This is a genomic window from Oceanobacillus sp. FSL K6-3682 (assembly GCF_037976165.1).
Taxonomy (GTDB): Bacteria; Bacillota; Bacilli; order Bacillales; family Amphibacillaceae; genus Oceanobacillus; species Oceanobacillus sojae.
On sequence record NZ_CP150263.1, the window covers coordinates 1,673,591 to 1,689,454 of the forward strand.

The following is a 15,864-nucleotide window of genomic DNA, read 5'->3' on the forward strand; positions in this document are numbered from 1 at the left end:
GGTATAGTTCAAATAAGGATATTCATGAATTTATCTGTACAATTATAATAGAAGCGGGGTGTCAATACATGGTACAAGGATATGTAAATTTAAATACTGAAAAAAATAAACAGTGGCTCCAGGAATATGTAGATAATTGGGTGACCTTTTTTAAGAAACAAACAGACACTGGGAAGGTTGCTGATTACATACCGAAATTAGAGGAAGCAGACCCTGATGCTTTAGGTATTACAATTATTGGTAAGGGAGGAATGCAGATCCGTTCAGGAGATTTAAATCACTCCTTCTCCATTCAAAGTATATCCAAGGTTTTAAGTTTTATTGTTGCATGTATTGATAGGGGAATAACTTATATCTTGCAGCGTGTAGATGTAGAGCCGACTGGAGAAGCATTTAATTCCATTATGCATTTGCAGATTAACAATCCGAAGCGCCCTTTTAATCCTTTGGTAAATTCAGGAGCGATTACAGTATCTTCTTTATTAAATGGAAATACATCAGATGAGAAGCTGGAGCCACTATTTAACTTAATGGAAAAAATAATTGGCTACAGACCTGAAATAGATGTAGATGTTTATGTCTCTGAACGAGATACATCGATGCGTAATCGAGCTATCGGTTATTATTTGCTGGAAGAGGGATATTTGGAATCGGATTTAGGGGTAACATTGGAAACTTATTTTAAACAATGCTCTATTAATATTACAACCGATGACTTGGCCCGTATTGGCCTGGTTCTTTCAAACGATGGGATTCATCCTGATACAGAAGAAATAATTATTCCTAAGAACGTAGCTCGAATTGCCAAATCTCTGATGTTAACATGTGGTATGTATGATGCTTCCGGGAAATTTGCCTCCTATGTCGGAATTCCAGCAAAAAGTGGTGTTTCTGGCGGTATTTTAGCAGTTGTACCGCCAAGGGTCCGTAATAATGATTTGCCATTTTTAGATGGCTGCGGTATTGGTGTGTTTGGGCCGGCGTTGGATAAGCAGGGAAATAGTGTTGCAGGAATTAAATTGCTCCGTCATATTGCAAACAGCTGGGATATGAGCGTATTTTAAAGGCTGTATCTTTTCGACAAAAATGGAAGCAGGATAACAACTTTCTACAATTAACTCTTTGCTTATCGGTCTAAGTTGCTTATAATAGAGTTACAGCAAAACACCCTAAACTTATTGTATACCGTTTAGGGTGTTAATTGGGAAGAGCTTATTTTTTAAGCCAACGCGAGATGAATGGGGTGAAAAACGATTGGTACGTGTATTATTTGTTTGTTTAGGTAATATTTGCCGTTCCCCTATGGCAGAAGCGATATTCAGGGATCTTGTAAAGAAAGAGCAGCTGGTAGATAGCGTGCAGGTTGATTCTTGCGGGACAGGAGATTGGCATCTCGGACAATCACCCCACCCGGGAACAAAGGAAATACTTGACCAGCAGGGCATTTCCTATGATGGAATGGAATCAAGACTGCTTACAGCAGATGATTTTAATCAATTTGATTACCTGGTTGCAATGGATCAGAATAATTATAATACGCTTATCGGGTCTAACCACCATGAGGGAACAGCGATTGTGAAATTAATGGAGTTTGTGGAGGACATAGAAGAAGATGATATTCCTGATCCATATTACACAGGAGATTTCGGACAGACGTATCGGTTAGTTTCAGATGGCTGTTACGGATTACTTCAATTTTTAAAAGAAAAGCATCATTTAAATTAAAGGAGAGATAATAATGGGAAAACGTAAAATTATTTTAGGTGTCGTTGCAGGAGCAGTTATTGGAGGAGCAGCATCATTATTTGATAAAGAAGCACGCAGTTATGCATGCGGAAAAGTAAAAGATATGAAAGCTGCATCATCTTATTATATCAGCAATCCTTCCGAAGCAATTCAAGGCCTGCAAAAAACAGTGGATAAGGTGAATCATGTTTTTGAAAGTGGATCTTCTAATGCTATGAACGCTTTAGAGCAAGTGGAGCAAACACTAGATAAAGTTACGAATAAATATTCAGGTAAAGCAATAGATTAATACAGGATGTTCAAAAGTAAGGGTTGATGGAAGGATAAGAATGTAAAAAAATAAAATGTTACCTTTATTTCGTATTGAGATAAAGATTTTAACATCTCCCTTCTCCTTTTTTGAACAAGCTGTTTTAAAGAGGAAGCTCACCAAGCAAGAAGGGCAGGTGGATCGGCATTCGAAACCTTCAGGGTATAGGCAAGGATTTTTGGAGACGTTATGGAGAAGTCGAGGTGTTTGGACTGGCAGCTCAGCTTTCTTATTTCTTTATATTGTCTTTATTTCCTTTTCTAATTTTCTTACTTAATCTAATTCCATACCTGCCGATTGATATGGGTTTGATTTTGGAAACAATTGGAGACTTTGCACCTGAGCAAGTGATGGGGCTTATTACAACAAATTTGCAATCATTAACTGTTCAAAACGGCGGTCTGCTTTCCATCAGTATTATTGGAACCTTATGGGCAGCGTCCAATGGTGTCAATGCAATTACCAGAGCATTTAACCACGCTTACGGGATTAAGACAGACCGCTCGTTTATAGTTTCACGGCTTGTAGCGATGATGCTTACAATAGGGATGGTTTTAATTATAATTTTAGCTTTATTGCTGCCGGTTTTTGGAAAAATGATTGGTACTTATCTTTTTTCCTGGATTGGTTTTACAGAATCTTTTTTAGCGGTATGGGGAACCTTGCGATGGGTAGTCTCATCTCTTATCTTCTTTATCGTGTTACTATTTTTGTATAAGCTTGCGCCTAATCGGCGACTAAAATTTTCACAGGTGGTCTGGGGTACAGCATTTGCAACACTTGCCTGGCAGCTGGTATCCTGGGGATTTTCCTTTTATGTGCATAACTTAGGGAATTTTTCTGCCACTTATGGCAGTTTAGGTACTATTATTATTTTGTTAATCTGGTTCTATTTATTTGGAATTATTATTATTATCGGCGGCATTTTAAATGCAACGATTCTAAATCAGAAAAGAGCTTAGAAAGGAAATGGCCAGATAATTAGCCGTTTCCTTTTTTATTGGGAGAAATTAATCAACAAATGTGCATTTGTTAAATTGTATTACTATAAGATTTAGAATTTATTATACAGAATTATAAAATGTTTTCATATAAGACTTTCTTTGTTATACTATTTCTGTATAAAAAGTATAATACAGGGAGGTTTTATGGTGAGGAAGAACTTATTTGTTTTTAGTTTTATGCTTCTTACAGTATTTTTACTGGCTGCTTGTAGTGAAGGGGATAACGGCAACGAAGATAATGCCGAAGCAGAGGATAAGCATTGGGAAGAAATTCAGGAAAAAGGCGAAATTGTGGCCGGGACTTCTGGAACCCTGATCGGTGCATCCTATTACGATGAGAATGATGAGTTAACGGGATATACGGTGGAGATTATGAAAGAGATTGGGGAACGTTTAGGCTTAGAGGTTAAATTTGAAATTTTGGGTGCGGATGATTTAGCTACAGCGATTAATAGCGGCAGAATTGATGTTGGAGCTAATGATGCAACTATAACAGAAAAAAATCAAGAGAAATTTGGATTTTCTGACCCGTATAAATACTCGTATATAGTGGCAGCAGTAAGAGAATCGGATAATTCAGGAATAGAAACACTTGAAGATTTAGAAGGGAAAAAAGCCGGCGGGGCAGCAACAACCATTTACAGTCAAATCGCAGAGCATTTTGGGGCGGAGGTTGTAACGTATGGAAATGCTCCAAATGAAGCTTACCTGAGTGATATAAGTACAGGAAGAACAGATTTGGTATTAAATGATTATTACCTGACTAAATTTGGAGTAGCAGCATTTCCTGACTTTGATTTACATCTGCATCCTACACTGAAATTTAATCCGACAGAGCAGGCGATTATGATGCCAAAGGATGCAAGCAAACTTCAGGAAGAAATTAATAGTGCTTTAAACGATATGCGTGAAGATGGGACATTAAGCGAATTGGCAAAAAAATTCTATGAAGAAGATGCTTCAGAGGAACCGGATATAGAAGTTGAAATTGTAGAAGGTCTGGACTTTTAGAGGCTTCTAATGAACATATCAAATGTGAATTTTGGTGGATTCTTTGATGTCCAATTAGCTTGGGAGAGCTTGCCATTTGTATTGGGAGGACTCCCCATAACCTTGCTTATTTCCATTGGAAGTATGCTTATTGGACTTATTTTAGGGCTGCTGTTAGCTTTGGCAAGAAGCTCTAAATATGGCTTAGTGAGATGGCCGGCACGGCTGTATATATCGTTTATGCGGGGAACACCGATTATCGTATTTTTATATATTCTATATCTGGGCTTGCCTTCAGCGGGAATTCAGCTTGTAGCTGTTCATGCTGCAATTATTGGACTGGGGTTGAATAGTGCCGCCTATATTGCTGAAATTGACAGATCCGCATTAAGTAGTGTGGAGAAGGGACAATGGGAATCGTCACGGGCGTTGAATATGCCTTATTGGCTGACTTTGCGTAAAATTATTTTGCCACAAGCCACCCGGATTGCAATACCTCCATTAACAAATGTCTTTATGGATATTGTGAAGGCAACTTCTTTAACAGCAGTAATTACAGTGCCGGAGCTGTTTCAAAAAGCGCAAATTGTTGCAGGAAGAGAATTCGATGCAATGACCATGTATATTTTAGTGGCGCTTATTTATTGGCCGGTGTGTATTTTAATTGGCATGCTGCAGGAGCGTTTAGAGAAAAGGTATAGTGCATTTATAAAATAAATATAGGAATGAAAGAGATACTCTTTAAGGCTAAAAGGGTATCTCTTTTTATTTGCCAAAAAGTCTCAAAGTACCGGATGTATAGTTTTCTTCCTTTCAGAAAAAATAAAACAAAAAGAAAGGAAGGTACGGAAATGAAAAAATGCAATCGTGTTTATTTTTTTATGCTGCTCTTATGTTTAGCATGGCTGTGGATGCCAATGAACAGTTTTGCTGAAGAAATAAAAGAGAAAAAAGAATCTGATATACCTAGTCATGTATTAGATGTATCCAAAGAAAACACATTTCCAAATTCAACTGAAGACCAGGAAATTATTGAGGCGAGTGATTTAACAAAGGAGTTAATCGAGGGTGTCGATATACCAATTGAAAATCCGGAGCTGATCAAGATTTTAAATGAAAGCAATATTAAACCTTCTCCAATTGCAATTGGCTACCGCGGTATGGTTTATCTGGGAAGATGGCCGATAAATTATCAATCCAGTGAATCAAATGTCAACTGGGAATATCAATTGATTAATAAAAATGAAATGAATAATATCGGTGGTGACCAGGCACAAGAAATGAGTTATTACCAACAGGAGCAAAAAGAAGTAAAAGGTGCTTTAACCAGTAAAATAAGTAATCCAGAACAGGTAAAAACAATGATGTTATTAAAGGCAAGCGAAAAAACAAAGCTGCCTCTCTCTTATCAAACCGTTATTGGGCATAATACAAAATTGGCAAATTCATATAACATCCCGGTTCAGAAGCATGGAATACTTGATGCCTATGCTCCTGCAGTTAATGAAAAGGGCCAGGTAACATTTGGAGAAGTCTATATTGAATTAAAAGGCTCCAATAAAACCATTCAAATTAAAAATGTAACAAAACAAGGAATTGGTGCCTGGATACCAGTACAGGATTATTTGTCCTTTTCATTCAAAGTCAAATAATAGCTCAAATTGTGATGGTCTGTCTTAAATCTTCTCGATTTTCGTTTGGGCTGACATCAGTTATTTCTAAATAAAAGGAACAGATGGAACTGAGATTGGGAGTAGGACTGCGATTACCCACTCCATCTAATCCATTTATAAAACTCTAAGATATCTTATTCTAATAACAAAGGATTGTCTGAAGGCAGTCCTTTTTATCAATTTCTGGAAAAAACTTTCTGCCTCTATGCATGAGGGGAGTGTGGGAGTATTTCAAATGAGTATAAAAATTCCTTGCAATTTTATCTTTGTTGCTTTATCATGATAAAGTGTTAAAGAAATTGATGGTTATTTATTGGAGGAAGAAAAATGGAATGGGTTGTTCTTTTAGCAGTCCTATTAATGACTGTTTTATGTTTATTAAAGGTAAATGTTATTTTATCTATTTTAATTTCAACGATTGCTGCCGGATTAATGAGCGGTTTAGGATTTACGGATTCTGTTAAATTAATGGTGGCTGGGATGGGGGACTCTGCAAATACAGCACTCAGTTATATTTTATTAGGTGCTTTTGCAGTTGCCATCAGCTACACAGGTATTACAAAAATATTAGTCAATTTTATTATTCGTATATTGACAGGGAAGAAAACAATAATGCTATTTGCGTTAGCTGGTGTTGCGTGTTTATCACAAAATTTAGTGCCGGTGCATATCGCTTTTATTCCTATTTTAATTCCTCCCTTATTAAAATTATTTGATCAAATGCGGATGGATCGCCGGGCAGTAGCAGTAGCGCTGACATTTGGTTTGAAAGCACCCTATATTATGATTCCAGTAGGATTCGGTCTGGTTTTCCAAGACTTAATTTTAAAAGGGGTAAATTCAAACGGTGCAGAAATTACTTTGCATGAAGTAACATTATCTATGCTGATACCTGGTGCCGGGATGATTGTTGGGTTGTTAATTGGAATCTTATTTACTTATAGAAAAGATAAAGATCCTAAAGATACAGTAAAAGAAAATAAAATTAAACCAGAGGATTTAGTAGAAGAAGTAACATTCAATAAACAGCATTTAATGACGATTATTGCAATTATATTAGCTCTTATTGTTCAAATTATTACGCAAGATTTGATTTTGGGAGCATTAACTGGAATTATAGCTATGTTCGTTCTGGTAGCATTACCATTTAAAGTCTTGGACCGGGTGATGACAGAGGGTATCTCCATGATGGCTACCATATCTTTTATTATCCTGGTAGCTGCAGGATTTGCAAATGTTCTGCAGAAAACCGGAGTAATAGGAGAATTAGTGGAAGTATCGATTTCTATGCTGGGAGATAATAAACCGCTGACTGCGTTTGTATTATTATTACTTGGATTGATTATTACGATTGGTATCGGAACTTCCTTTGGAACCATTCCAATTATTGCAGCATTATTTGTTCCAATTTGCCTTGCAGCCGGTTTCTCACCGCTTGCAACAGCATCTTTAATTGGAACAGCCGGAGCATTAGGCGACGCAGGCTCTCCAGCTTCAGACAGTACGCTGGGGCCAACCTCGGGGCTTAATGCAGATGGAAAGCATGATCATATCTGGGGTACCTGTGTACCGACATTTATACACTATAATATTCCTTTATTTATTTTCGGCTGGATTGCTGCAATGGTATTATAAAAAAAGCGTATAAAAGTAGAAGCAAAAGGAAAAGGTAAGAGAAAAACTGGGTGGGATTTGAATGAAACAACTAATCGCTTTCCTGTTATCACTTGCCTTTTTCTTTTGTGCTTTCACATGGAACACAGCTTTTGCGTATGGATGGGGCTACCAGAAAAATAATAATCATACGCCTCCGGAGATAGGGTCATATCAGGAAGTATTGGATAAATATAATGCGTTCTATCTGGATGACAGCGGGGAGAAAAACCTTTATCTCACCTTTGACAATGGCTACGAGCAGGGCTTTACCTCTGACATATTAGATGTATTAAAAAAAGAAGAAGTTCCAGCAACTTTTTTTGTAACAGGACATTATGTAGAAAGTGAGCCTGATTTAGTCAAAAGGATGGTGGAGGAAGGGCATATTATTGGAAATCACTCCTACCATCATCCAGACTTTACAATTATGAATAAGGAAGCCATTGAAAAAGAACTGACAGATTTAGAACAGGCAGTTGCCGAGATAAGTGATCAAGATGAATTAATATTTGTCAGACCTCCACGGGGGACATTCAGTTCAGATACATTGAAATGGTCAACAGAAATCGGACTTGTTCATGTGTTTTGGTCACTGGCTTTTAAGGATTGGGAAACAAACGCACAAAAAGGTGCAGATTATGCCTATGACGAGATTATGAAACAGATTCATCCCGGAGCAATTATTTTACTGCATGCTGTCTCCAGTGATAATGCAGCTGCCCTGGAAAAAGTAATTCAGGATTTAAAAGAAGAAGGGTATCAATTTAAAAACTTAGATGATTTATGGATGCGTAATCAATTGCCAAAGCAGTTTCCTTATTAAAGTAAACTGTCCTTTTATAGAAGAAAACGTAGTTATTCAGAAGAGTATATTCTGATAAAACGTTACGCTTCTAAAAGGACAGTTTTTTTGATATACTGCAAAAACAAATTCTCCTTATGAAAAAAGAAAGTCATTCTTTTCATAAGAAATTTGTATTTTTGAACCTCTTTGATCAGAAATCTGATAAACAGATAACTTGCTAAATCTCTTATGTAATAAGGCGTTGGCCTATATTCAATCTATCATAAATACAAAAGGTCAAAAAAAAATAAAAAAATTTGACTAAAACACTTGAAAGTCAAAGAAGGTCAGAGTATAATGTAATTATAGTCAAAGATAGTCAAAGTCAAAATAACGAATAAATAAGCTATCTGACTAATTTAAAGGAGGAATGAGAAATGAAATGTCAAAACTGTGGACAAAATGAGGCAACGATTAATGCACAAATGCAAATGAATGGACAACGTATGGAAGTGCATCTTTGCCATGAGTGTTTACAAGAAATACAAGGAAATATGATGAACAGTGACTTTTTCTCTAATTCTCCATTTGGCAATATGGATCAATCATTTGCCAACAACTTTTTCCAAGGTAATCAACAAAGTGGTGCAAGTGCACGCACTAGAACGAAACAAAAATCAAACAATGGAAATGGCTTAATTGATCAGTTAGCAAAAAATATTACTGATCAAGCGCGAGCAGGGAAGATTGATCCTGTCATTGGTAGAGATAAAGAAATTAAACGAGTTATTGAAACATTGAATAGAAGAAATAAAAACAACCCCGTATTAATCGGTGAACCAGGTGTTGGTAAAACCGCAATTGCAGAAGGACTGGCAGTAAATATTGTCGAAGGTAATGTACCTGCTAAATTAATGAACAAAGAAATTTATCTGCTGGATGTAGCTTCTTTAGTTGCAAACACTGGTATCCGAGGTCAATTTGAAGAGCGGATGAATAAACTGATTGCTGAATTACAGGAGCGTAATGATGTAATTGTATTTATTGATGAAATTCACCTTCTTGTCGGCGCGGGGACAGCAGAAAGCTCACAAATGGATGCGGGCAACATCTTGAAACCGGCTCTTGCACGTGGTGATTTGCAGGTAATTGGTGCAACAACATTAAAAGAATATCGTCAAATTGAAAAAGACGCAGCGTTAGAACGACGCTTACAACCTATTATCGTGAAGGAACCATCATTAGAAGATGCAGTAAAAATCTTGAAGGGAATTAAAGACCGTTATGAAAAATTCCATGAAGTACGTTATTCTGATGAAGTAGTCGAAGCATTTGTCGGTTTATCCAACCGCTATATTCAGGACCGCTTCTTACCAGATAAAGCAATTGACTTGATGGATGAGGTTGGTTCCAGATTGAATCTGGCAAACGCACAAAAAGATTCTGATTCATTACAGCAACGCTTAGATGAAGTTGTGAAACAAAAGCAGGAAGCAGCAGAAAAAGAGGACTATGAGCGCGCTGCAAATCTCCGTTATCAGGAAATTCAATTACAAAAGCAATTGGATAAAGTAGAAGACGGAGAAAAAACAATGGATGTGGATATTTCTGATATTCAATTGATTGTAGAAGAAAAAACGGGTATACCAGTAACTAAAATGCAAAAAGATGAAAAAGAAAAAATGAAAAATCTGGCTGATGATCTTCGTGCCAAAGTAATCGGACAGGAAGAAGCTGTAGCAAAAGTTGCTAAATCAATTCGCCGAAGCCGTGCCGGATTAAAAGCAAAAGAACGTCCAATCGGTTCATTCTTATTTGTCGGCCCTACTGGTGTCGGAAAAACAGAATTAACAAAGGTACTGGCAGAAGAATTGTTCGGCACAAGAGATGCCTTGGTCCGTCTGGATATGAGTGAGTATATGGAAAAACACACGGTGTCTAAAATTATCGGTTCACCACCAGGATATGTAGGACATGAGGAAGCTGGACAGCTGACTGAACGCATCCGCAGAAGCCCATACTCTATTCTATTACTGGATGAAATTGAAAAAGCACATCCAGATGTGCAGAATATGTTCTTACAAATTATGGAGGACGGTCATTTAACAGATTCTCATGGCAGAAGAGTAAGCTTTAAGGATACAGTCATTATTATGACAAGTAATGCCGGAACTGGTGAAAAACAAGTGAATGTCGGCTTTAACAGCAAAACACATGAATCAGTTTCCACATTAGAAAATCTAAGTAACTATTTCAAACCAGAGTTTCTGAACCGTTTCGATGCTATTGTAAACTTTAATGAATTAAAAGAAGAAGATCTATTACAAATTGTTGACCTTATGCTGCATGATTTAGAAGCAACTATGAAGGAAAACCAAATCAGCATCACTATCTCTGACGAAGCTAAGCAGCGTCTTGTTAAATTAGGATACGATCCACGCTTTGGTGCACGTCCATTACGCCGTGTTATCCAGGATAAAGTAGAAGATCAATTAACTGATTTAATTCTCGAAGGGGAAGATGTAAAAGCAGTTCATGTGGATGTAAATGAAGAAGAAATTGTTGTTTCAAATGCATCTTAATAAAAAGTTAGAATAATTGCGTAAGGCATATTAAATAAAGGGATATACAAGGATCAGCTGACCCAATTAGTGGGTTAGCTGGTCTTTTTTTGTTAACAGGAAAGTTATAATAAAACTATGGTTTTAAAGGAACTGCGACTTAGCTCCCCCAAGTGTTCTTGTTCTGTATAAAGTGGCGGCTACGGATTTTTAGAGTATCTTCCGTAAATTAACAATAACAATAATTTTAAAAACGAAGGTTTTCTGAGTCGATATATGGTATAAAAAAATTAGATGTAATTTTTGTACAGGAATTATGATAAGGAGTTTTGAAAACCGATGCTTCATTCTGTATAGAATTTGTATAGAAAATTGTCGATTAAAGCTCTCATTATTATCATGTATGATATGTTTATATACTTTGTTTCTCAATGAAATTACAAACCTATTTTTAGGAGGCTATAAATTGAATATTTGTATCATCGATGATGAGCATTTAGCTTTAGAATACTTGGATTTTCTTTTTAATAAAATAGAAGGAGTACAGGTTACAGGCAAATATAACAGCCCTGGGGATCTAATAGATCATGTTCAAAGGGAAAGCATAGATGCTGTATTTATGGATATACATATGCCTGAGATAAAAGGGATTGATTTAGCGGAAAAACTATTAAACATACAGCCTTCCTTACAGATTGTTTTTGTAACTGCCTATAATGAATATGCAGTCAAAGCTTTTGAATTAAATGCATTGGATTATATTTTAAAGCCGGTTCAAAAAGTACGGTTAGAGATAACGATACAGAGGATAAAAGAAAGTAATTATATAAAATTAAATACAGCATTGGAATCAGATTCAGATAAAGCAAATTATAGAATTAAGAATTTAGGAGCTCTTCGCTTTTATAAGGAAAATAATCCAATCGAAGTGAAATGGAGGACATCCAAAGCGAAGGAGCTGTTTGCTTATTTTGTACAGAATCATGAAAATACAATTCGAAAAGGTGAATTAACAGATTTAATGTGGAGTAATCTTCCTTGGGAGAAGGCTCATTCACAGTTGTACTCCACTGTTTACCAAATTAGAAAGGTAACACAGCAAATTGGAATGCCGATTAAAATATCCAGTCAGGACGAATTCTATCATATAACTATAGAAGGTGTAGAAATTCAATCAGTTAAGTGGAAGCGTGCAGCATTGGATGTATTGAGAAATAACAATGTATCTGCAGCTGCATATTTTAAACTGTTAGAAGCATACCAGGGGAATTATTTGGAGGAAATTGAAGCAGCATGGGTTCTTAAAGAAAGACACAGTCTGAGAAAAATATGGCTGGGATTAATAGAAAATCTGGTTAAACATATCATTTATTACGAGAATCCTTCATCATATAATGCTTCCAAATTAAGTGCGCTTGTCAGCTCTGATGAGGAGGCTGTAATGTTATTGAATAAAAAATTACAACATTAGCAAAAGATTTTATCTCCAAGGACACCTCTATGTCGGCTGTGACATAGAGGTTGAAAATTGTATGGGGAAGAGTTGATAGGAATGAGAAAAAATTATATTCGACTGGGAGTTATTCTGCTCCTTTTTATTATTTGTTTATCTACTTTCCGCATGATTTGGATGGGGTTTTTTCAAAATGAGATTCAACCTGATATTCAAAATGGTGTTCTGGATATACAATCATGGGATCTGGGGGACAAAGAAACACTTGTTTTGGACGGGGAGTGGAAGTTCTATCCTTCTCAGTTTATTATGGAAGAAGTAAGCAGGGCAGGCAGTGAATCGGAAATTTTAGATGTGCCTGAAGGCTGGAATGATATCTTAAATTCTTCTTTTGGCTATGGTACCTATCGGTTACAAATCAAGGTTAACCCTGATATAGATCAGAATTATGGTTTATACATACCAAGTATTCGCAGTTCATCAGAAGTCTATGTTAATGGACGAAAGCTGTCTTCCTCTGGTGAGATAGCTTCAGATGAAGAGCAATATACAGCTAAAAATTTACCGCAAAACGTGGTTTTTACAGCAAATGAAGAAGGAAATATTGATATTGTTATACAAGCTGCCAACTATAAAGATATAAGAAGCAGCGGTATCATCCGTTCTGTGAAATTTGGTACGGAGCAGGCAATCTCAAGAGGAACACAGATATCCAGCTATTTTCAAATCAGTATCATTGTTATCTTTTTAATTCATGCAGTGTATACATTTATTTTATATCTGATAGGAAACCGGGATAAGTACCTATTCTATTTTTCCATTTTAATGTTATCGATAATCGTAACTTCTCTTTTAAGTAATGGAGATAAGTTAATTCATCAGTTTTTAAATATATCCTATGATTTTGATTTTCGTCTGGCAAACACCTTGCTCTTGGTGGGCTGTTATGCTTTGCTGCAATGTACGAATCATCTGGAGCTGCCATATTGGAGAAGGGTATTTCCTTTTTATAAATGGAGTATATTTGGGGTGATGGGAATAACTTTATTCTTATCAATACCGCAGATTCTGTTCTTATTTCCTGTTTATTATCTATTTGCTTTTATAGTGATTGTCGTTACATTTTGCTCGATTGCACGGATGTATAGACAAAACCCGGCGACGAATCTGTTCCTTGTACTCAGTTTTTTTGCGGTCGTGCATCATTATATATGGGATATAGGATGGAGGGAACAGAGTATATATTTAACATTTTATCCATTTGATCTGATTGTTGCGGTGGTGTGCTATATTACTGTCTGGTTCAAAGGTTATTTTCAAATGCATGAGGAGACCAAAGAATTGGCTGATAGTTTACAAAGGATGAATAAGGAAAAGGATCAATTTCTTGCTAATACATCGCATGAGTTCCGTAATCCTTTGAATAGTATCTTATTACTTTCCAAGGCTGTCATGGACAGAGAAGAAACAGTGTTGTCAGAGCGGAGTGTAAGTGAGCTCAATACGGTCTTGAATGTCGGAAAGAGAATGAATCTGTTATTAACCGATCTGCTCGAGGCAAGAAATTTAAATCGTACGAAACCGCGTTTAAATAAACAGGTAATTTCCCTTGAACCAATTGCAACAGGAGTTCTTGACCTATTACAGCTTTCATCAGATATGAAACAGCTGGAGATGATTAATAAGATTCCAAAGGAATTCCCGGCAGTTTATGCCGATGAAAATCGTGTTACGCAGATTTTATTTAATTTAGTTGGTAATGCCGTTAAATATACTAGTAAAGGTGGAGTAACTATATCAGCTGAGAAGAAAGAAAAATATGCGGAAGTTCATGTGACAGATACAGGTATCGGAATTAGTGGAGAAATGCAAAAGCGGTTATTTCTTCCTTATGAGCAGGACAACGCAACAAGTGGAATGCAAGAAGGCGGATTTGGTCTGGGATTGAGTATTACTAAGCAGCTGGTTGAGCTTCATGGAGGGCAGATTTGGGTTTCATCAGAAGACGCAGAGAAGACAACCTTTACATTTACTTTGGAATTAGCTTCTTCGCAAGAAGCTGTACAGCTGCCGGTGCAGACTGTGCGTACTGCTGCAAAGAGCGAAGATAAGGTGGAATCCGGATTACCGCAATTAAATGACGGCCGGGCCTCAGCAGTATTACTGGTTGATGATAATCCGGCCAGTTTATTAGCATTAAATTCAATTTTATCAGAGGATATGTATGATACTGTACCTGTTTCCAATGCGAAACAAGCACTGGAAGAAATGAAAAAACGGGAATGGGACATTGTTGTTTCAGACATAATGATGCCGGAAATATCAGGCTATAAGCTCACTGGTATGATTCGTGAACGCTATTCGCTGACAGAGCTTCCTGTCCTTTTACTTACGGGCGGGAATGCAGATATACAAGCAGCATTTGTAGCAGGAGCAAATGATTATATTACCAAGCCCGTTGAGCCGGTAGAGCTGAAAGCAAGAATGGATTCGTTAATAACAATGAAGCGTGTTGCAGAGCAGCAGTTACAGTTTGAAACAGCATGGCTGCAGGCACAGATACAGCCGCATTTCTTGTTTAATACTCTGAATTCTATTTTGGCACTAAGTGAATGGGATGTAGAAGAAATGAGAAAGCTGCTCAATGAGCTTAGTAATTTCTTGAGAAGTAAATTCCGGTTCCAGCAGATGAAAGATCTGATACCTTTAGATGAGGAATTAAATATTGTCCGCTCCTATCTATATATTGAACAAGTTCGATTTGGAGAAGCTCTTCAGGTGAAATGGGAGCTGGACGGTTATCAAGGGATAAGTGTTCCATTTTTATCGATTCAGCCATTGGTAGAAAATGCTGTACAGCATGGTATTCGAAATAGACAAGGAAAAGGCACAGTAGTAATCAGATTTAAAAAAGATACTGCCTGTTCGAAAGCATTCATTACGGTAGAAGATGATGGAGCGGGGATAGAAACAGCAGATATTGCGAACATTTTGCAGGGGAATTCAGGCAGTGAGTCAGGAGTCGGCATTTTAAATGTTGAAAAAAGACTGCATCAGCATTATGGAAAAGGATTAATGATTGACAGTTCTCTGAATAAGGGAACGAGCGTATCTTTTGAAATTGATATATAAACAAAACAAGACTTCATTCTGCAGAGGTGATTAAGCCCCGATTAGAATGGAGTTTTATTTTTATATAATCATTGTATGATTTTGAGTTGTATAGAATTTGTACATATTTATTTGGGAATATAGCTGCTTGGAACTGTTAAGATTTGTATAGTTTATTAAAAAAATAAATATATCCCGGAGAGCATATGACCGGCAATGGGTTGATTAATCATGCTCAAATAGAAATGCGGATGCTGTATTTGTAAATATACATTTGCCAAGTGAAAAGAGCATAAATTTTGTGAACAATTGTTGTATATAACCTTTATAAGTTTTGTTACCGCATATGATGAATACATGGTGAATGCGTTTAAACTAAATATAGAAAAATTATATTTGAAATCTTGTAAATAACAGAACGTTTATTGATATCCGTGAACTGGATAAAGAACAATTTATCATAAAACCAAGTATACAATCATCAGCATCAGCCTATAGAATAAAGAGTCTTATGCTTAAGCAGGAGAACTCTATCCAGTTCATTTGCCGTCAAAGAAATTTGAAGGATATATTTAA

General features: G+C 36.5%; 12 protein-coding genes. All 12 read left to right on the forward strand.

What is annotated here, in order from left to right:
- Positions 1 to 68 precede the first annotated feature (68 nt).
- Positions 69 to 1,064, forward strand: a complete 996-nt coding sequence (locus MHH51_RS08470) for a glutaminase (RefSeq protein WP_147212363.1) — start codon at positions 69 to 71, stop codon at positions 1,062 to 1,064.
- Positions 1,065 to 1,254: 190 nt separating this feature from the next.
- Complete coding sequence (locus MHH51_RS08475; protein WP_147212364.1) at positions 1,255 to 1,725, forward strand: low molecular weight protein-tyrosine-phosphatase; 471 nt, start codon at positions 1,255 to 1,257, stop codon at positions 1,723 to 1,725.
- 13 nt (positions 1,726 to 1,738) lie between these two features.
- Positions 1,739 to 2,035, forward strand: coding sequence for a YtxH domain-containing protein (locus MHH51_RS08480; RefSeq protein ID WP_147212365.1), 297 nt, complete (start codon positions 1,739 to 1,741; stop codon positions 2,033 to 2,035).
- A 167-nt stretch (positions 2,036 to 2,202) separates the two neighbouring features.
- Positions 2,203 to 3,018, forward strand: coding sequence for a YihY/virulence factor BrkB family protein (locus MHH51_RS08485; protein WP_147212366.1), 816 nt, complete (start codon positions 2,203 to 2,205; stop codon positions 3,016 to 3,018).
- A 186-nt stretch (positions 3,019 to 3,204) separates the two neighbouring features.
- Positions 3,205 to 4,071, forward strand: coding sequence for a transporter substrate-binding domain-containing protein (locus tag MHH51_RS08490; protein ID WP_339285549.1), 867 nt, complete (start codon positions 3,205 to 3,207; stop codon positions 4,069 to 4,071).
- Between the two features lie 9 nt (positions 4,072 to 4,080).
- On the forward strand, positions 4,081 to 4,767 hold the full coding sequence (locus tag MHH51_RS08495) for an amino acid ABC transporter permease (protein ID WP_147212367.1): 687 nt from the start codon (positions 4,081 to 4,083) through the stop codon (positions 4,765 to 4,767).
- 194 nt (positions 4,768 to 4,961) lie between these two features.
- The gene (locus MHH51_RS08500) at positions 4,962 to 5,702 is read left to right on the forward strand and encodes a YfkD famly protein (RefSeq protein WP_246145265.1); all 741 of its coding nucleotides are present in this window, start codon (positions 4,962 to 4,964) and stop codon (positions 5,700 to 5,702) included.
- 348 nt (positions 5,703 to 6,050) lie between these two features.
- Positions 6,051 to 7,358: an SLC13 family permease gene (locus MHH51_RS08505; RefSeq protein WP_339285551.1), complete on the forward strand. Its 1,308-nt coding sequence runs from the start codon at positions 6,051 to 6,053 to the stop codon at positions 7,356 to 7,358.
- A 61-nt stretch (positions 7,359 to 7,419) separates the two neighbouring features.
- Entirely contained in the window at positions 7,420 to 8,202 is a 783-nt protein-coding gene (pdaA, locus tag MHH51_RS08510) for a delta-lactam-biosynthetic de-N-acetylase (protein ID WP_147212370.1), read from the forward strand.
- Between the two features lie 398 nt (positions 8,203 to 8,600).
- Positions 8,601 to 10,745, forward strand: coding sequence for an ATP-dependent Clp protease ATP-binding subunit (locus tag MHH51_RS08515; protein WP_147212371.1), 2,145 nt, complete (start codon positions 8,601 to 8,603; stop codon positions 10,743 to 10,745).
- 445 nt (positions 10,746 to 11,190) lie between these two features.
- Positions 11,191 to 12,195 carry a response regulator gene (locus MHH51_RS08520; RefSeq protein ID WP_186813726.1) on the forward strand — a complete coding sequence of 335 codons (1,005 nt, stop codon included), beginning with the start codon at positions 11,191 to 11,193 and terminating at the stop codon, positions 12,193 to 12,195.
- Between the two features lie 81 nt (positions 12,196 to 12,276).
- Entirely contained in the window at positions 12,277 to 15,309 is a 3,033-nt protein-coding gene (locus tag MHH51_RS08525) for an ATP-binding protein (protein ID WP_147212373.1), read from the forward strand.
- Positions 15,310 to 15,864: the final 555 nt, after the last annotated feature.